Consider the following 18,217-nt stretch of genomic DNA (forward strand, 5'->3'; position numbering starts at 1 on the left):
CATTTGCCGCGCCGGCACCACCGCCGTCGAAAGGCCCGTCCCCTCTCCATACGCCAAGACACCCGACCGAACCGATGACCGATCTCGACGCCCTCGTGCCGAACCTTCCCGTCTTCGAGCCGGGCACCGTCTGGCTGGTCGGCGCCGGGCCGGGCGATCCGGGCCTGTTCACGCTGGCAGGCCTGCATGCCATGCGCCAGGCCGACGTGATCGTGCATGACGCGCTGGTCGGCGACGGCGTCATGGCGCTCGCCCCAGCCGGCACGGAACGGGACTATGCCGGCAAGCGCGGCGGCCGGCCCTCGCACAGCCAGGCCGACATCACCGAGCGGCTGATCGCCCATGCCCGCGCCGGCAAGCGCGTACTGCGCCTGAAGGGCGGCGACCCGTTCGTGTTCGGGCGCGGCGGCGAGGAGACGCTCGCGCTGGCCGCGGCCGGCATCCGCTTCCACATCGTGCCGGGCATCACCTCGGGGCTCGCCGGCCTCGCCGCGGCCTCGATTCCCGCGACCACGCGCGGCACCAACCATGCCGTCATCCTGATGACCGGGCATCCGGCGGCCGGCGCGGAGGGCCCGGCCGCCAGCCATGCCGACTGGCCGGCCTTCGCGGCGACCGGCGCGCCGCTGATCCTCTACATGGCCATGACGCATCTCGACGCCATCGCCCGGCGCCTGCTCGAGGGCGGCATGGCGCCGGACACGGCGGTCGCTGTGGTCACCGACGCAACCACGCCGCGCCAGCGCGTGCTGGTCACCCGGCTCGAAACCTGCGCGGCCGATGCCGCCGCCGCCGCCCTGAAGGCGCCCGCCATTGTGGCGATCGGCTCGATCGTCGGTCTGCGCGCCACCCTGGCGCCGTTCGCGATCGGGCCTGGCGCGCCCGAACCGGAAAACGGCGCATGACCGCGCCCGGCCTCCTGGTTGCCGCGCCGCGCTCGGGCAGCGGCAAGACCACCGTGACGCTCGGGTTGATGCGCGCACTGGCCCGGCGCGGCCTGGCGGTCGCCGGGGCCAAATGCGGCCCGGACTATATCGATCCGGCCTTCCACCGCGCCGCGACCGGCCGGCCGAGCCTCAATCTCGACGCCTGGGCGATGCCGCCGGACCTCGTCGCCGTGCTCGCGACCGCCACCGGCGCGGGCGCCGATCTGGTCGTCGCGGAAGCCCTGATGGGCCTCTTCGACGGCGTGCCGGCCGGCCCCGGCCGCTCCGGCGCCTCGGCCGACGTGGCGGCGGCAACCGGCTGGCCGATCCTGCTGGTGCTGGACATTTCCGGGCAGTCGCAATCCGCTGCCGCGGTCGCACTCGGCTGCGCCCGCTACGACCCGCGCCTGCGCATCGCCGGCGTGATCCTGAACCGCGTCGGCTCGGAGCGGCACCGCCGCCTCGCCACCGACGCGATCGAGGCGGTCGGCCTGCCGGTGCTCGGCAGCCTGCCGCGCTCGGACGCCGTCGTCCTGCCCGAGCGCCATCTCGGCCTCGTCCAGGCCGAGGAGACCGCCGGCCTCGCCGCGATCCTCGACCGCATGGCCGATCTCATCGAGGCCCATGTCGATCTCGACCGCATCGTCGCCGCCGCTGCGGGCACGGTGACGGACACGGGCGCCGGCGCCCGCGAGGCCATGCTGCCGCCGCCCGGCCAGCGGATCGCCGTGGCGCGCGATGCCGCCTTCACGTTCCTCTACGGCCATCTGGAGCGCGGCTGGCGGCTGGCCGGCGCCGAGATCGCCTTCTTCTCGCCGCTCGCCGACATGGCCCCGCCGGACGACTGCGACGCCTGCTGGCTGCCGGGCGGCTATCCGGAACTGCATGCCGGCCGGCTCGCCGCCGCACGCGGCTTCCGCGACGGCCTCGCCCGCTTCGCCGAGACCCGGCCGGTCCATGGCGAGTGCGGCGGCTACATGGTGCTCGGCCGCAGCCTGACCGATGCCGACGGCGTCGCCCATCCCATGGCCGGCCTGCTCGACGTGGCGACCAGCTTCGCCCGGCGCCGCATGACGCTCGGCTACCGCACCGCGACGCTGCTCGCCGACGGCCCGCTCGGCCCGGCCGGCACGGTGCTGAAGGGCCATGAATTCCATTACGCGACCATCGCGGATCCCGGCACCGACCCGGCCTTCGCGACGGTCACCGACGCCTACGGTTCCGCCCCCATCCCCGCCGGCAGCCGGCGCGGCCCGGTCTCGGGCAGCTTCTTCCACGCCATCGCGCGCGGCTGATCATGCCGCTGCGGCCGCACGCCGGCCGGGCCGACGCTCTTCAGGACCGGGCGGCCTGCCCTCTGGCGACCCACGCTCAGGCCCTCCGCCTTCAGGCCGGCGGCTCGAACAGGCGTCGGACGATGTCCGGGGTCTCGTGCGGCGCCGGGTCCCATTTGTAGACCGCGCTGGTGCGCGCCACCAACGCCCCGTCGGCCTTCGCCACCAGCGCCTGGGTGAACAGGAACTGCCGGCTGGAGCGCAGCAGGTCGGTCCTCAGTTCCAGGAAATCGCCATGTCCCGCCGGGGCGATGAAGTCGACCGTCAGCGAGACGGTGGCGGCGAAGCGATCATGCATGCCGACCGTATAGCTCGCCGCCAGCGACTGCAGGTCGGCGAGCCCCGTGATCACCGCGCCGTGGCAATAGCCGCGCACGCTGACATGGATGTCGCGCAGCGGCAGCCCGATCAGCGGCCGGCCGGCATCGACGCGCGCATAATAGGGCCCGACCGCCGCCGTGAAGTCATCGGGCAACGGCATGATTCGATAGTCGGCATGCGGCAGGGCCGCCTCGCAGCCGCGCGCACCGCCGAGGCGATCCGGCCGGGACGGCTCGAGGATTTCGTTTCTGCTCACGGCTCGCCTGCCCCCGGTCCGTCTCCCCCGCCTGCGACCTGTCGCACGCGACCCCGCCTCCCGGCATCCGGGCCGATACGATCATGGCCGCCCGCCGATGAAAAGGCGGCCGAACGGTCGGGTCCGGCGGTGCCGGGCCTTCGCCGATGAGGGATCGGCCGCGTTTCCGGCGGTGCGGGGTGCGGGCCGGGCGGTGCGCTGGAGCGGCCGCACCGGTTCGTGCAGGCCGGACGCTCCGATCGCGCAAGGCAAGGTCCGATCGGAGCAACCGGCTCCGAGCGGGAAAGATTTCCGAAGACAAAGGCAGGGCGAGCATCATCGGGTTCCGTCGGATCCGGCGATGCTCCCGGAGACCGCTGCCCCGGTCGCGCCCGGCGCGTCGGCATCCGGCGCCCGTGCCGCGGCCCTGCGGTCCCGCGCCCCCGCCCGTCCCCGCTTGATGATGCCGCTGCCGACCAGGATCGGGGCGCCGTCGACACGGCAATCGCCGGTCAGAACGATCTCGGTCGTGTCCATGCCGGCGACGGCGATGCGGCAGACGACGAAATCGCCGCAACGGGCCTCCCGCAGGAACTGGCAATTGAGCTGGATCGTGGCCAGCATGGCCTGCTCCCCGGCGACCCGGTAGCTGGCGACCCCGACCGCATGGTCGAACAGGGCCAGCAGCAGACCGGCCGCCGCGGCGCCGCCGCGTGTCAGATGCTGCGGCGCGATTTGGACGGCGATCAGCTCTTCGGGACCGTCCACGCGCCGCCAGAGCGGGCCGATATGGGCGACGAAATCTCCATAGGGGTCGGGATGCCAGCCCTGCGCGGCCGGGTCGAAGCCGGCCGCATCGGATCCGGTGGGGCGCCGTCCGGCCGGACTCCATCCCGCGGACTCCGCATCCCGCCCGGATCCCCCGGCCGCCTGCACCTCGCCATCGCTCACGATTCGCGCCCCTCCGGCACCGATCAGGACCCGCCCAGGGTGCGCTGCCGCCTGCGCCCCGGCAAGCCGCCCGAACGGATGCCCACAATCTCCCGGAAGCGGCCGACCGCCGACGCCGAAACGGCCCATGTGGCGTGCCCCGGACGCCGCCGCCTGGCGCTCCCGGCGGCGCTCCCGGTGGCGCCGGCGCCACGATCCGCACCCCCGTCCGGAAAGGTTCCGAACCGGCCATGATCGGGCTTGCCATCCCGAATCTCTCTGTGTAGGTTCCGCCGCCTGTCGACCGGGTCTTCTTGCGGAGAGGTGCCAGAGTGGTCGATTGGGACGGTCTCGAAAACCGTTGTACGTGCAAGCGTACCGTGGGTTCGAATCCCACCCTCTCCGCCATTACCACAAGCGTTACTGTCTCTCTCGGCGGATTTGACCGTCAAAATCGGCAGTCTTCCTGCGGATTTTACGGATAGCTCATGACTTCTTGCACAAGGGAGGGCGCGCAATTCTCGCTCTCTCGTGGCTTTCTCTCTGAAGCTCCTGACTTCTCGATTTTAGTACGGATATGCAAGCGTTTGCACTGACTCGTTTTTTCCAATCGGTTTTGCCGTACTTTTGTAGTCGCCGTTCTCTTTCCAAGACGGACCGGAATCGGAATCAGTCACTGGAATTGAACGCCATTCTTGGTTCGCTGGGATACTCGCCCCGAAGAGTCGCCAGAACATCAGCCTCATCGCTGCTCGGTAGTGCCGGGGCTACAAACTGGTGAGCAACAAGGACGAGTGGGGCTACGCCATCGCTCTTTCAAGCCTCTGCTTGCGCGTTGACCAATCCGGCAGGACGAGACCCAATAGCTCAAAAAACTCTGCCCCGTGGTGTGGCACGGCAATGTGGCAAAGCTCGTGCGTGATTACGTAGTCAATCGCGTCTATGGGCGCCTCGATTAGGCGCCGATTGAGCAGAAGGCGCGATCCTGGTGACATCGAACCCCACCGCTGCCGGAGTTGGCGCACAATCAAGCCTCTGGGGCGGAAGTCTTCAGGGACCGGGAAGCGCAGCAGATTGACTTCTAGGCGCTCTACGAATTTCACATGAGCCCGCTGCCGATACCAACCCTCGACAAGTTCGCGGGTGACCTCAGTCCGTTCGGGCCTGTGGGTTTGGACCACGATGAAGCCACGGACGAGCTTCACCGCCGCCTGAACATGGGGCACTATCTTCAATCGATACTGGCGTCCGAGATAGAGATGGGTCTCGCCAGCCACATACTGGCGATCCGGGGTGCGCGGCAGGAACTGGATGAAATACCGCTGCTGACGCTGAATCCACGCGGCGCGCTTGCGCACTTTCTCCTCGATGGCCGCCAGTTGAGCATCCTGCGGAACAGCGACCACAACAGAGGCATCAGGCTCTACGGCGATTTCCAGCGTCGTCCGGTCGCGGCGCACGACAGAGAAATCGATCCGGTGTTCACCATATCGGATGCTGTGTCGTTCCGGCATCATCCAGGAAACCGCGCTCGGGCCAGGCCCATGATACTGAGTTCAAGATCGTCCATCACCTCGACCGTCAGCTCGATGCCGCGCTCATCGCGAAGGACGTCAAAGAAGTAATCGTCGATGGCGTTGCGCATCTTGTTCTGAGCGATGTCGTTGGACCAGACGTCGACGATGTGATGGGACTTGATAATGTCGATGATCGTGAGCGCAATGGCGGCTACCTCATCTGACGCGACCGGTTTACCGTCGGCGGTCGCGAGCACGCCCTCAAGGATCCCGAAGAACGCCTGCCCATCGTCGTTGCCCTTGATCGCATCCGGCACCTCGCGCCCCCGGTCCTTGCGGGCGACCTTGCTGGCCAAATCGACTACGTTCTTGAGGTAATCGCGCTCGGAAATCCTTTTGGCCCGATAGTCGCGGATGGTTTCCTCCAGCAGCTCCGAGAAGCTGCGGTAGAAGGTCGGGTCCTCGTCCATCTTTTCCGTGATGGTCCGTCGCGTCGCGCTTGCTATCCGGTCCGCCCTCGACGCCTCGGAGACGCCCGTTTCCTCAACCACAGCCTTCAGGGCGTCCGGGTCGTTGATGTTGACCATCTCGATGATCGTTTCGGCCGGCATGGCAACCACATGGTCGTCCAGCAGCTTCTGGATCTTTGGCTCGAACTCCTTGACGTCGACGGTCTCTTGGTAGCGCAGTTGAACTGAACGCCGCAGCTCGGAGAACTGCTTCCAGTCCCTCTTCATGGAATCGATCTTCGCCTCGTCGAAGACGTCGAAGAGCTTGTCCGACGACAGCGAGATATGAAGGCAGCGGCTGAACGCCTTCAGTCGTTCATAGAATTCCTGCCGGATAGCTTCATCTGCCAGGAACTGCTCGAACTGCTCCATGTCCTTCTTGTTCTTGACCGGCTTGAACAGGTCCCAAAGCTGATCGTGCAGCTGATGAAGCTTTCGGATTTCCTCGCGCACGTCGTGGACTGTGCCGGCGAGATCGGTGGCGTCAAAGCCCTCGAAGGCGCTGTAGGTCGTCAGCGCCGTGTCGAGTTCTCCGAGCAGCCCCTCGAAGTCGATGATGAAGCCGAACTGCTTCTCGGTCACACCGTCTTCGTAGAGCCGGTTCACGCGGGCGATCGCCTGCAGAAGGTTATGTTCGCGCAGCGACTTGCAGACATAGAGCACAGTGTTGCGTGGCGCATCGAACCCGGTCAGCAGCTTCGACACGACGATGAGGATCTCCGGATCGCCCGAGCCCTTGAATGCATCGATGATTTGCCGGGTATATTCGTCCTCGGTCTTGTACCGGGCGATCATTCGCGCCCAGAATCCGCGCACAAGGTCCTTCGACTCCTTGTCGACCTCCTCGTTGCCCTCGTTGTCATCGGGCGGCGAGATGACGATTTCGCTGGTGACGTGCCCGATCTCGTCGAGCACCTCCTTGAAGCGGACTGCTGCCGCCTTGGACGGAGCCACAAGCTGCGCCTTGAATCCCGTGCCTTGCCAGTGTTGGCGGAAGTGCTCCGAGATGTCGAAGGCCTTCGCCCGGATCGCTTGGCCTGTTTTCGACAGTGCATCCATGCGGGAGAACTTGCGCTTAAGGTCGGCCTTCTGGCTGGAGGTCAGGCCCTCGCTGATTTTGTCAAACCACTTGTCGATCACGCCGCCATTGACCTGTTGTTCGACAAGCCGTCCCTCATAGAGGAGCGGCACGACGGCTCCGTCCGCAACAGCCTCGTCGATCGCGTACTTGTGGATGAGGCCGCCAAAGGTGGAGAGGGTGTTCTTCTCCTTCTTCAGGAGCGGCGTTCCGGTGAAGCCGAGATAGCAGGCCTTCGGCAGCAACCGGCGCATCCGCGTTGCGAACTGGCTGTGACCGCCATAACGGCCGGTCTGTGAACGATGGCTCTCGTCGACCAGGACGAAAACGTTGGCATCCTCGTCGACGTCCTCCGCAGCTTTGGCGGCCGTATCGAACTTGTTGATGATGGTCGTCACGAGCGGTGTCCGGTCGCGGATCAGCTCGATCAGGCGGGCGCCGCTGGTTGCCCGCACGGGTTCCAGTTCGCAGGACTTGAAGGTGTCCTTGATCTGCTTGTCGAGATCGTCGCGGTCAGTGACAATGAGGATGCGCGGATTGGGGATGGCCTTGTCGAGTGCGAGAGAGCGCCCCAGCATCACCATAGTCAGCGATTTGCCCGACCCTTGGGTGTGCCAGATCACGCCACCCTTGCGGCGGCCGTCCAGATTGAACTGGCGGACGCGTTCGACAGCCTTCCGGATCCCGAAGAACTGCTGGTGGCGCGCGACCTTGCGTGCGCCGCCATCGAACACGGTGAAGCGACGGATCAGGTCCAGCAGGCGTTCCGGCCGGCACATCGCATGGATTGCTCGGTCCTGTGCCGTGATCGCGCGCGCACCTTCGGCGGCCAGGGCTTCGAAATGAGCGCGGGCAAAGGCGAAGTCGCCCGAGAAGATCGCGTCGGCCTCCGCCGCGGTGAGCGGCCGATTGGCCAGCGGATCGATGAACTCGTCCCGGTCTTCCTCGTCCCGCCACGTCTGCCAGAACTGCCGCGGCGTGCCCACGGTTGCGTAGCGCGCCTCGACACGGTTCATCACCATGAGAAGCTGCGCGAAGTGGAACAACTGCGGGATGTTGTCCTCGTTCTGATAGCCGATCAGCTGGCTACCGGCCTTCTTCAGGCTCTCGGTCGGCCGCTTGTTCTCGATCACGAGGAACGGAATGCCGTTCACATAGGCGACGATATCGCAACGCTTGGTCTGGGTGCTGGCCGTCCGCTCGACGGAGACTTCGGCCGTCACATGAAAGACGTTGTTCGATGGGGTTTCCCAATCGACGTAGCGGAATGAGTAGGACTTCGAGTCTCCCTGGATCGTCTTGGTGATGGTCGTGCCAAGGACGAGGGTGTCGTAAATGTCCTGGTTGGTGCCGCGCAGTCCCTTTTGCCGGTCGGGCGTGGGCTTCAGCCGCCGGATGGCTTCGTGCGCATCCTCGAGGTCGAAGGGATACTCCCGGCCGCGATGGGTGAAGCTGTTGATCCGCAGAAGCTGGTCCGCAAGAACGTCGTCGAGCACCACGTTGCGCAGACGACCGGCGCGGAGGCGCACATCCTCCGCCTGGGAGAGCGGCTTGAACCCCAGCGCCACCAGGAGCTGCAGGGCAGGGATCTGCGACTGATGCTTCTCGGCGGCATCGAAGGTCATGGCTTCCACTCCGCATGCTTCGCCGCCCTGTAGAACTTCACGCAGGGGGCATCCGGGCAGCGGCCGAGCGTCTCGCGCGCGGGTTCCAGAATGGCTACAAGCTCGGCGTAGTAGTCCTTCTCGCCTGCCCACGCTTCCGCGACGGTCTGCAGCTCCAGATGCCGCCGATAGACGTAGGAGATGGCGTCGGCCACCTGCACCATCGAGGAATGGTCGGACTTGATCGCGAAGGCGGTGTTGATGATGTGGTCGAAACGATCCTTCTTGCTGCGCTCCAGCCAGACCGTTTTCCCACGCTTCTTGCCTTGCGTCCGATAGAGGCCATCGAACCAGGCATCGCCCTGATACAGCCCGTCCGACAGCTTCGGCATCTCGCTCTTGTTGTCGTCCATGATGACGACGGTGAGGCCTTTGCTGTTCTTGACGCCCTGCATCCTCTTCTGAACAAGGCACGCCGTGAACATGGCTGAGGCCAGCCAGTAGTTCGTGCCGAAAGGCTGCCCATGGCCAGCGGCCGCGGCTGCATCGAATGCCCCATAGGAAAGCGCGTATCCGAAGACCTTGCCGCCATTCTCGACAGCCAGCTCGCAGACCGTCTTGAGGAAAGCCTTGCGTTCCGTCGCATCAACCTCGCGCCACCCCCCCTTGCCGTTGATGAAACGGCTGGTCTTGAAGTCCGCGCGGTTGCCGGGATGGAGCGCAAAGAGGGCTTCCAGCCGCCGGTCGAAATCCTCGGTCATCTTGCGCAGCTTGTAGGCGTCGACCATCAGCCCCGTCATGACGAACACATCGCCCTGATCGCGGGCGCCGCTTTCGTCGATGTAGATGAACTTCATGGGCTGACCCTCCATTCGCCCGTCAGCAGCTTCTGCATCAGGCCGCGTTTCTGGCGGGTGAGGGCTTCAAGCTGCTTTCCGATCACCACCCCCTCTGCGGTCAAAGCATCCAGCAGATCGGCCTGCTTTTCTTGATCATCTATGGGCGGAAGGAAGACCCTAATCTTCGAGAAGGCCGGAAACTTCAGGTTCCAAGTGTCGCTCGTCAGGCCTTGGGAGTAGCGTTCGAAGTCGAAGACCATCCGGCGCGACTTAAAGAGGTGCGCGGCGTAGCGTCCCAAGATCCGGGCATGGATCGGCGTGACGACCGTATAGGCGGGGCTGATGATGCCACGAAGGGTAGACAAGCCCGAGACGCCCTGCCACATGCGCATTGTATTGTAGCCGATGTCACCAGGCAGGATGAGCTTGTATTTCGACTTGTCGTCGGTCGAAGTGTCCTTGCGGCCAACATCGTCACGGTCAATTACACCGCCGTTCATGGTGATGCTGAGGAGTCGGTCGTGTTCCTCGCCGGACTGGTTACGTTCACGGAAAACGTCGCCGAGCTCGAACTCTCGCCATGTATTGGGCCGACCATGGAAGGTCGGATGGCAGGGGTCAAAGAACCGTCTTGCCAGTGCTTTGTATCGACCCTCGTTAGCCGCCCGCAGCGCCTCCAGCTTCTCGATGGCCTCATCCCATGTCCGCAGGATTTCGACGATCTTGCGCTGTTCGGGGAGTGGGGGCAGGAGAACGAGCATCTCCTTGTAAGCGCCTACATTGAAGTGCTGAAGAGCGAGTCCGCCCTTGTTCCCGAGGACATGCTGCTTGCCGACAGCCGAGTTGGTGTATTCGGCAAGGTACTCGGGGAGAACTGCCTTGGGGTTCGGACGTGCAAACACGACGTCGATGCAGTTGGACCCTTGGAACTCGGGCGTGACGACACAGGCTGTTCCAGGAGCCCCAGACCTAACGACAAGCACGTCGCCAGTTCTCAAGCACGACTTGGCGTTTGCTGCATGTCCTTCAGGGGATAAGTACACCCAGTTCTCATCAACGATCCTGTTCTCCGCTACGTTAGCAGAACGAAATGCGCGGACTCCTTGGCCCTCATCGACATAATATTGTGACGGCTTGATAACGATGCCGACGCTTACGCGTTCGCAGATTTCTTCGACAGGCTTTTGTTTCCATCCCTCAATCATCGCTGCCGCCCTTCTTCCGCTCTTTGGCGGCCTTCTCCAGCTCCTCCAGCTGAGCGATGTCCGCCTCATCCGCCGCCAGCGCCTCGGCGGCGCGGCGGTTGGCGTCGAACACCTCGAACCGCTCGACTGCCAGCTTCTGCGCCACGTCCATCCGCAGCCGGCCGGCATGGGTCAGCACGTCGCGCTCGTTGAAGGACAGGAAGGCGTCGAGCTTGTCGGCCCATTCGGCCATGCTGACCGGGCGGCGGCGCCTCGCCTGGTCCTCGGCGTAGTCGAGGTACATCACGACGATGCGGTTGAGTTCCTCGACCTCCTCTGCCTTCAGGTAGTTCTTGGCAGTGCCGACGTCGCCCTTGCGCACAACCGAGCCTTTCCAGCTGGTCAGGCCCATGTTGGGGGCGCTCGGATCGCTGCGGTTCTCGATTAGCTCGGCGGCCGTCTTGCCCGTGACCGCCCAGAGCATCTTGTTCTGCACCTTCTTGAAGAAGGCCTGCGCCTGGTCGGACGTCTTGTCGTAGTCGATGGCGGTCGTGTAGAGGTCGCGCACCTTGTGGTAGAAGCGCTTCTCCGAGGCGCGGATGTCCCGGATGCGGGCAAGCCACTCATCGAAATAGTCCCATTGCTCGGCCTGCTTCAGCCGAGCATCGTCCATCGCGAAGCCCTTGACCAGGTACTCGCGCAGGACGGTGGTGGCCCACCGGCGGAACTGGGTTCCCCTCGGGGAGCGAACGCGGTAGCCGACCGCCAGAATGGCGTCCAGATTGTAGACCTTGGTGCGGTAGGCCTTGCCGTCCGCGGCAGTTGTCAAGGATTCCTTGACAACTGACTCCGCCGCCAGCTCTCCCTCGGACAGGATGTTGTTGATGTGGAGGCTGACATTCTGCTTGGAGGTGTCGAACAGCTCGGCCATCTCCAGCTGCGTCAGCCAGACCGTGCCGTCGATGGCCCGCAGGCCGATGATCGCGGCGCCGTCCTCGGTGCTGTAAAGGATCAGCTCGCCCTCAGACATCGACGCCCAACTCCTTCAGGTAGCCGGCCATCTTGCCCCGCACCTCGACCAGCTCTGCCTCGATCGTGTTGATCTGCTTCTGCAGAGCTGCGACGTCGATTTCCTCTTCAGCCTCGAAAGTGTCGACATAGCGAGGGATGTTGAGGTTGAAGTCGTTTTCGGCGATCTCCTTAAGGCTGGTGCGGTGGGAGTATCTCGGTGTCTCGGCCCGCGCAGCGTAGGTTTCCAGTACCTTGTTGATATGCGCCTCATCCATCACGTTCTGGGTCTTGCCCGGTGTGAACTCCTTGCTGGCGTCGATGAACAGGACGTCGCGGCGGTCCTCGTTGGCGCCGCCCTGTTCGCGAGAGCGGTCGAAGACCAGAATGGCCACTGGAATGCCCGTGGTCGTGAACAGGTTGGCGGGCAGGCCCACCACCGCGTCGAGCAGGTTCTCCTCGATCAGCGCCTGGCGGATACGCCCCTCGGCCCCACCCCTGAACAGCACGCCATGCGGAACGATGACGGCCACCCGGCCGCTCTGGCGCTTGGCGATCTCGATCATGTGGGTGATGAAGCCATAGTCGCCTTTGGACTTCGGCGGGATCCCGCGCCAGTAGCGCTTGAACTGGTCGGTATCCGCGTTCTCCGCGCCCCACTTGTCGAGGCTGAACGGCGGATTGGCCACCACCACGTCGAACTTCATAAGGTGGTCACCCTCGACCAGCGCAGGACTGTTGAGCGTGTCGCACCACTCGATGCGCGCGGCATCCTTGGCGTGAAGGAACATATTCATCCGCGCCAGAGCCCAGGTCGCGCCGTTCACTTCCTGGCCGTAGAGGGCAAAGTTCTCGGAGCCGACTTCCTCGGCTGCGCGGATCAGCAGCGACCCGGACCCGCAGGCAGGGTCGCAGATCGTATCGCCCGGCTTCGGGGCCGCCAGCTTCGCCAGAAGGCGTGAGACAGCGGAGGGCGTGTAGAACTCGCCGGCCTTCTTTCCTGCGTCGGAGGCAAAGCGCGAGATCAGGTAGATGTAGCACTCGCCGATAATGTCTTCGGTCACGCGGCTGGGGCGCAGGTCGAGCGCAGGCTTGGCGAAGTCCTCCAGCACGTTCTTGAGGCGGCGGTTGCGGTCCTTCACGCGACCGAGATTGGCCTCTGAGTTGAAGTCGATGTTGCGGAACACGCCTTCGAGCTTGGCGCGATTGGCATCCTCGATCCGCTCCAGCGCGATGTTGATCCGCTCGCCGATATTGGGTTCGTTCCGGGCCTCGTAGAGGTCGTAGAAGCTGGCGCCTTCGGGTAGGACGAAGCGCTCGCGCTCCAGCCTGCGCCGGATCCGGATTTCATCTCCGCCATACTGCTTGCGATAGGTTTCGAGGTGATCCTTCCAGTGATCTGAGATATATTTCAGGAACAACATCACGAGGATGTAGTCCTTGTACTGACCGGCATCGACGACACCGCGGAATGTGTCGCACGCGGCCCAGGCCGTCTGATTGACCTGTTGCTGTGTGAGTTGATCGGTCATTTGGACGTCCTTTCCATCCCAATGGTGGGGCTAGTCCTGTTTGCTCTCTCGACGAGGATCAGGCTGATCATCTGTTTTCGCGTCTCGGCGGCGAGCTGTGAAAGCGCGCGCTCCCGCTCAGCCAAGGCGTCGACCGCGACGATCTTTTCTTGAGTTTCGATGTCCGGCACATCGAGGTCGAGGTTGTCGAGACTGGATCGGGGTATCATCCGGATGTTCGTGCCCCGGGCCGCAGCGTCGAAGTGGCGCTGTGCCGGGGGCTGATTGATCGCCCATGCCAGATACTCCGGCGTCACGACGTCACGATTCGGACGCAGGACCATCAGAGGGAGCACTGCAAGAGCGGGTTCCTGCAAACGCTCGTCCAGGGCGGAAGCCGTGTTGCGATCACCCCGCGATCGAAACAGGACGTCGCCGGCGCGGACGAAGTACCGGTCTGCCAAGTCTTCCAGTTGGACGCGAGTGAGGCGATCCGGGTCGATGCGGCCTTCCGGGGAAATGTCCCGCAACTGGATCGCGAGCACGCCCCCGGCGGCCAACGGCTCCAGTCTGCCGCGAGCTGTGTAGCCGGTGTGGATGGTGCAGGTATCAGCAAGGCGCATCGAAAATCCTCTGTAACTTTCGCTACAGAAGATAGGCACTCACCATGTTGCCGTCGATCCCGCGATCGCTGTAGGACATCCTACTGCGTAGAATACGAAAAATTAGAGGTCCGGCGAGACCCGCGATGCCAGTTTGGTATGCAGAAACGAGAGCTTTTGAGCTTCCCACTCCACCGGGAACGGCGCCAGAAGGTCATCCAGCTGCATCGCCGCAGGTTGCCACCCGTCGAGCACCGACACGACGATTTCCGGCGCCAGCAGAGTGAGCCGAAGCAGGCGACTGACGTAGGACGGGTTGATCCGCTCGGCCGTGGCAAGCTCGTCGATGGTCGCGTAGGCGCCAGTTTCGAGCAGCTTCCGCCACCGGAATGCGCGAGCGATCGCCTTAACCAACACATTGTCGACCTTCGGCCCGGCGGGCGCCCAGTCGGCGCCATCCGGAGCGAGGACCAGCTTCCGCCCACCGCGCTTGCGCATCTTGATCGGGATGCTGATCGTGATCGTGTTCGTGCTGGGGTCAAGGATCGCCGTCATGCCGCGACCCTTTCGGTTCCGGTCTGCCGCGCCGCCATGTCCGCAACCACGCTGCCGATGCCGTCGGCCCGGAACCGAACACGGACATCGGCCAGACCGACGTCGACCCGCGCCACCAGGAGCTGGACGATACGGGCCTGCTCGGCGGGGAAGAGTTCATCCCACAGCGGGTCGAACCGGATGAGTGCGTCGCGAACGTCGGCCTCGGCAACCTGGCCGCCGCCACGTCGGGCGGCTGCCCAGGCGGATACGATCGCTTCCGGTGATCTCAGCAGGCAGCGCAGCTGGGCGATGACGGCGCCCTCGATCTCTGCGGCGGGTAACCTGGCCGACGGAGACGGCCCGCCGGCATTCTTGAGAACGCTCTGGCTGACATAGTACCGATAGAGCCGCCCGCCTTTCCGTGTGTGGGTCGGCGACATCGCCCGCCCGTCCGGACCGAAGATCAGCCCCTTCAGCAAGGCCGGCACCTGCGCCCGCGTATTCGCCGCGCGCTTGCGCGGGCTCTCGCCCAGGATGGCGTGGACCTTGGCCCAAAGCTCCGGCGGCACGATCGCCTCGTGCTCTCCCGGATAGGCGGTGCCCTTGTGAACCGCCTCGCCCAGGTAGACCCGGTTGTTCAGCGTCTTGTAGAGGAACCCCTTGTCGACCAACCGGCCGCGCTTCGAGGTCACACCCTCTGCGACCAGAGTCTTGGCCAGGGTCGTCGCCGAGCCGATGGTGACGAAGCGCTCGAACAGCGATCTGACAGTCTCCGCCTCGGCCGGGTTGATGATCAGCTTGCGGTCCCGGACGTCGTAGCCGAGCGGCGGATGCCCGCCCATCCACATGCCGCGTCGGCGTGAAGCGGCGAACTTATCGCGGATGCGCTCGCCGATCACCTCGCGCTCGAACTGGGCGAAGGAAAGCAGGATGTTGAGCGTCAGCCGCCCCATGGAGGTTGTGGTGTTGAACGACTGGGTCACCGACACGAAGGTCACGTCATTCCGATCGAAGACATCGACCAATTTGGCGAAGTCCATCAATGCGCGCGAGAGCCGGTCGATCTTGTAGACCACGATGATGTCGACGAGGCCCTCCTCGATATCGGCTAGGAGCCGTTGCAGTGCCGGCCGCTCGAGCGTCCCGCCGGAGATACCGCCGTCGTCGTAGCGGTCGCGGACAAGGATCCACCCTTCAGCCTTCTGGCTGGCAATATAGGCCTCGCAGGCCTCGCGCTGGGCGTCGAGGCTGTTGAACTCCATGTCGAGGCCTTCCTCGCTGGACTTGCGGGTATAGACGGCACAGCGCCGCTTCAGCACCACGGGTTTCGTCATGCTGCCGTCCTCCCCGTCTTTAGGCCGAAGAAGACGAGACCGTTCCAGCGCGTACCCGTGATCGCGCGTGCGATCGCCGAGAGCGACTTGTAGGGTCGGCCCTGGTACTCGAAGTCCTGATCGCGGACCGTGACACAGTGCTCGATGCCCTGGTACTCGCGGATCAGCCGCGTTCCAGAGATCGGCCGATCGTCGGCGCGCTTCTTGCGGACCGCGATCTTGCCGCCGTCGAGCTGTTCGCCGAGCGCCTCGAGGCGCTTGATGGTCGCGGACTTCAGCCCACCGTAGGCTAGCTCCTGGATGCGATAGGCGAGCCGGCTTTCGAGGAAGCGTCGGTTGTAGGGCGGCGGCTCGGCGTTGAAGAGCTTGCGCCATTCGGCCTTCAGGTCCGGTGTGGAAGTGGTCTTCAGGGCCGCGACGCGCACCAGCACCCCGTCATCCTTCATCATGCCGTTCTCCTTCTGTGGGCGGTTTCATGACGCCATCGGTCGTCGGTGAAGTCGACGGAACTTTCTCCTGTTCGTTCAGATGTTTGGCTTGACTGGCGGGCTCGCTCGCGGAGGCGGAGAATGCCGCGGGCGAGGATATCGGCGACCTCGGCGAGACGCTCGGCGGCGGTCATACGATCGGGGTGGAGGGCGTTGGTCATCGGAGCCGTTGGGTGTGGGGGGCGTTCCCCATTTTGTAGCGATCCACCCCCCTCGATCCTTCCGGCAATCGTCCCCGTCCATGCGGATTTCCGGCAAGCGATTGGTCGCATTCGGCTTTTCGCGACAGACTCACCGGGACGATGCAAGGCCCGGCGCATCAAAAGCCCGGAAGATGAGCTAAAACAAAGGCTTGCCGACAATCTTGTGACCGCGCGCAATTCCGGCTGGACTCGTTCGACGGGTCATGAGAACAAATTAGGAACAAGAACCGCCGGAGCCCGCGATGCCGATCACCGCCGACTACCCTCACCACGCCGATACCGCCGAGCCGGTCACCATGACGGCGCCGCAGATCTGGGCGGTGGCGAACCGGGTCCGCCGCCAGGTCCATGCCGATCTGGCCGAGCGGGCGATCGATGTCGGGGCGATCATCGATGGTGCGTCCGGGTTCAGCATCAACGGCATCGCGTTCGACGCCTTCTGGGACCTTGATCATGCGGTCGCGAACGAGGCCGGCGACGAGGTCATGGGCACGACCGAGTATGATCCGGCCGATCCGACCAGCATCATGGTCTCGATCAACGGGCCGGTGCTCGCCGGCCGCGACGACCTGCTGCGCTCGACGGTCGCCCATGAACTCGGCCACGTGGTGTTCGAGGCCCCGGCCTGGATCGCCAAGGCGACCGGGCAGGTCAGTGTGAGCTACTGTGCCGAGGGATCGACGATGGGGCGGCTCGCCGAACTGCCGGTGTCGCGCCGGACCAACCTGACGGCCCACGAGATCCGCGAGGCGCGGGCCAATGAGTTCATGGGCGGCTTCCTGGTGCCGCCGCAACTCGCCAAGGTCGACCTTCTCAGGATCGCCAAGCGGTCCCGGATGAAGCCGTCGCCGCGGCCGTCGGCGATCCTGCAGGGGCCGGCGTTCGATGCCGAGGCGATCGACGGCAGTGCCGGCGAGGACCTGCTGTTCGAACTGGCCGAGCGCTACCGGGTCTCGGAGGCCTTCATCCGGGTCCGCCTGTCGCGCTATGACCTGCTGCGCACGGAGTTCTCCCATGGTCGTTAAGAAGAAGCTGGTCCGACAGCAGGACCTGACCGGGTTCGGTCCCTGGGTTCGGCGCGAGCGCGAGAAGCTCGACATCCCGCTCAATGTGTTTGCGCGTGAGATCGATATCTCCCCGGCCTATTGGTCGCGCATCGAACGGGGCCTGGAGAACGCGCCGAAGGACGAGCTGATCCTGGCGGCCTGCGAGCGGCTCGGGCTCGACACCGACCAGGCTTTCGTCGAGGCCCAACGCCTGCCGCCGGATGTGCGCGACGACATCTCGACGGCGCTCAGGGCTTATCGCGAGTTCAAGAACAGGCCGCGCTGAAGCGCGTTCGCCGTCTCCTCAAGGATCATCGATGAGAGCCGTGCCGGACCTCCGGCGCGAACGCAGAATTGCGCGTCTCGTGAACGCACAAGACCAGGATCCGCCCCTGTGATGAGCCCACATCCTTCGACCCTTGCCGCTGGTCAGTCCCCGCCGCTCGGCGACGCCGATCTCGCCGTAATGCGATCCGCGGCCGCCTACCAGGCGCGGCGGATCGCCCGCACCATGCGTCTGCCCCGTCATGCGATCGAGGACATCGAGCAGGATATCCTGCTCACGATCCTGACCCGCCGGTGCTACTTCGATTGCCGTCGCGGCCCATGGGTGCCGTTCGTCCATCGCGTCGCCGCCCAGGCCGCCCAGCAGGTTGCCGACACCGTCGCCACCGAGCGGCGGCGTCACATTGGCTCGCTCGACGAACCGCTGGACGAGGACGGGGCGACCCTTGCCGAACGTCTGGTCGATCCCACGCCTTTCGCCGATCCCGTGGTCCAGCTGATCGCCGGCCGGGTCATCGACGGGCTTCCGCCGCGCCTGCAATGCATCGCCTGGGCGGCGCTCGCGGCCGAGGGCGACTACGGCGAAGCCGGACGCGCGACCGGCCTGTCGCCGGTGAGCTTCCACCGCGGGATCGCCGAGGTGCGGCTCCGGCTGCGCCGCCACGGCATCGGTCCCGACCTTAGTATGCATGATCTGTCAGAGGCTTGAGCGGAATCGACTGGGCC

At 64.9% G+C, this 18,217-nt stretch carries 17 protein-coding genes and 1 tRNA gene; 6 read left to right on the plus strand and 12 right to left on the minus strand.

All coding sequences use genetic code 11. The annotated features are described in order from the left end of the window. Positions 1-74: 74 nt before the first annotated feature. Both cobA and KL771_RS20270 read left to right on the plus strand, forming a co-directional pair. Complete coding sequence (gene cobA / locus KL771_RS20265; protein WP_261970333.1) at positions 75-905, plus strand: uroporphyrinogen-III C-methyltransferase; 831 nt, start codon at positions 75-77, stop codon at positions 903-905. After that, the gene (locus KL771_RS20270) at positions 902-2,221 is read left to right on the plus strand and encodes a cobyrinate a,c-diamide synthase (protein WP_261970334.1); all 1,320 of its coding nucleotides are present in this window, start codon (positions 902-904) and stop codon (positions 2,219-2,221) included. The genes cobA and KL771_RS20270 overlap by 4 nt, the downstream gene beginning before the upstream one ends. Positions 2,222-2,312: 91 nt before the next feature. On the opposite strand, the gene KL771_RS20275 is transcribed toward KL771_RS20270, so the two are convergent. Further along, entirely contained in the window at positions 2,313-2,837 is a 525-nt protein-coding gene (locus KL771_RS20275) for a PaaI family thioesterase (RefSeq protein WP_261970335.1), read from the minus strand. 315 nt (positions 2,838-3,152) lie between these two features. Further along, on the minus strand, positions 3,153-3,767 hold the full coding sequence (locus KL771_RS20280) for a hotdog domain-containing protein (protein ID WP_261970336.1): 615 nt from the start codon (positions 3,765-3,767) through the stop codon (positions 3,153-3,155). A 297-nt stretch (positions 3,768-4,064) separates the two neighbouring features. Between KL771_RS20280 and KL771_RS20285 the strand changes: the two genes are divergently transcribed. Then, positions 4,065-4,154, plus strand: a tRNA-Ser gene (locus tag KL771_RS20285). A gap of 392 nt (positions 4,155-4,546) precedes the next feature. On the opposite strand, the gene KL771_RS20290 is transcribed toward KL771_RS20285, so the two are convergent. The 10 genes from KL771_RS20290 to KL771_RS20335 all read right to left on the minus strand — a co-directional run bounded on the left by KL771_RS20290 (position 4,547) and on the right by KL771_RS20335 (position 15,918). Next, a complete protein-coding gene (locus KL771_RS20290; RefSeq protein WP_261970337.1) occupies positions 4,547-5,263 on the minus strand; it encodes a M48 family metallopeptidase in 717 nt (238 codons plus the stop codon). Then, positions 5,260-8,475 (minus strand): type I restriction endonuclease subunit R, encoded by a 3,216-nt coding sequence (locus KL771_RS20295; protein WP_261970338.1) that lies wholly within the window; start codon positions 8,473-8,475, stop codon positions 5,260-5,262. The genes KL771_RS20290 and KL771_RS20295 overlap by 4 nt, the downstream gene beginning before the upstream one ends. Next, positions 8,472-9,311, minus strand: coding sequence for a DUF3800 domain-containing protein (locus tag KL771_RS20300; RefSeq protein WP_261970339.1), 840 nt, complete (start codon positions 9,309-9,311; stop codon positions 8,472-8,474). The genes KL771_RS20295 and KL771_RS20300 overlap by 4 nt, the downstream gene beginning before the upstream one ends. Further along, positions 9,308-10,498: a restriction endonuclease subunit S gene (locus KL771_RS20305; RefSeq protein WP_261970340.1), complete on the minus strand. Its 1,191-nt coding sequence runs from the start codon at positions 10,496-10,498 to the stop codon at positions 9,308-9,310. Before KL771_RS20305 ends, KL771_RS20300 begins: the two co-directional genes overlap by 4 nt. Continuing rightward, positions 10,491-11,507 carry a virulence RhuM family protein gene (locus tag KL771_RS20310; RefSeq protein WP_261970341.1) on the minus strand — a complete coding sequence of 339 codons (1,017 nt, stop codon included), beginning with the start codon at positions 11,505-11,507 and terminating at the stop codon, positions 10,491-10,493. The genes KL771_RS20305 and KL771_RS20310 overlap by 8 nt, the downstream gene beginning before the upstream one ends. Beyond that, complete coding sequence (locus KL771_RS20315; protein WP_261970342.1) at positions 11,500-13,017, minus strand: type I restriction-modification system subunit M; 1,518 nt, start codon at positions 13,015-13,017, stop codon at positions 11,500-11,502. The genes KL771_RS20310 and KL771_RS20315 overlap by 8 nt, the downstream gene beginning before the upstream one ends. Beyond that, positions 13,014-13,619 carry a restriction endonuclease subunit S gene (locus KL771_RS20320; protein WP_261970343.1) on the minus strand — a complete coding sequence of 202 codons (606 nt, stop codon included), beginning with the start codon at positions 13,617-13,619 and terminating at the stop codon, positions 13,014-13,016. The genes KL771_RS20315 and KL771_RS20320 overlap by 4 nt, the downstream gene beginning before the upstream one ends. Before the next feature lie 102 nt (positions 13,620-13,721). Further along, positions 13,722-14,153: a hypothetical protein gene (locus KL771_RS20325; protein ID WP_261970344.1), complete on the minus strand. Its 432-nt coding sequence runs from the start codon at positions 14,151-14,153 to the stop codon at positions 13,722-13,724. Continuing rightward, positions 14,150-15,469, minus strand: coding sequence for a recombinase family protein (locus tag KL771_RS20330; RefSeq protein ID WP_261970345.1), 1,320 nt, complete (start codon positions 15,467-15,469; stop codon positions 14,150-14,152). Before KL771_RS20330 ends, KL771_RS20325 begins: the two co-directional genes overlap by 4 nt. Next, entirely contained in the window at positions 15,466-15,918 is a 453-nt protein-coding gene (locus tag KL771_RS20335) for a DUF2924 domain-containing protein (RefSeq protein ID WP_261970346.1), read from the minus strand. Before KL771_RS20335 ends, KL771_RS20330 begins: the two co-directional genes overlap by 4 nt. 484 nt (positions 15,919-16,402) lie before the next feature. Between KL771_RS20335 and KL771_RS20340 the strand changes: the two genes are divergently transcribed. The 3 genes from KL771_RS20340 (at position 16,403) to KL771_RS20350 (ending at position 18,200) form a co-directional block, all read left to right on the plus strand. Then, a complete protein-coding gene (locus tag KL771_RS20340; RefSeq protein ID WP_261970347.1) occupies positions 16,403-17,185 on the plus strand; it encodes an ImmA/IrrE family metallo-endopeptidase in 783 nt (260 codons plus the stop codon). Then, on the plus strand, positions 17,175-17,492 hold the full coding sequence (locus KL771_RS20345) for a helix-turn-helix domain-containing protein (protein ID WP_140939955.1): 318 nt from the start codon (positions 17,175-17,177) through the stop codon (positions 17,490-17,492). The genes KL771_RS20340 and KL771_RS20345 overlap by 11 nt, the downstream gene beginning before the upstream one ends. 111 nt (positions 17,493-17,603) lie before the next feature. Continuing rightward, positions 17,604-18,200, plus strand: a complete 597-nt coding sequence (locus KL771_RS20350) for a sigma-70 family RNA polymerase sigma factor (RefSeq protein ID WP_261970348.1) — start codon at positions 17,604-17,606, stop codon at positions 18,198-18,200. Positions 18,201-18,217: the final 17 nt, after the last annotated feature.

This window comes from Prosthecodimorpha staleyi, from assembly GCF_018729455.1.
GTDB classification, from domain to species: domain Bacteria; phylum Pseudomonadota; class Alphaproteobacteria; order Rhizobiales; family Ancalomicrobiaceae; genus Prosthecodimorpha; species Prosthecodimorpha staleyi.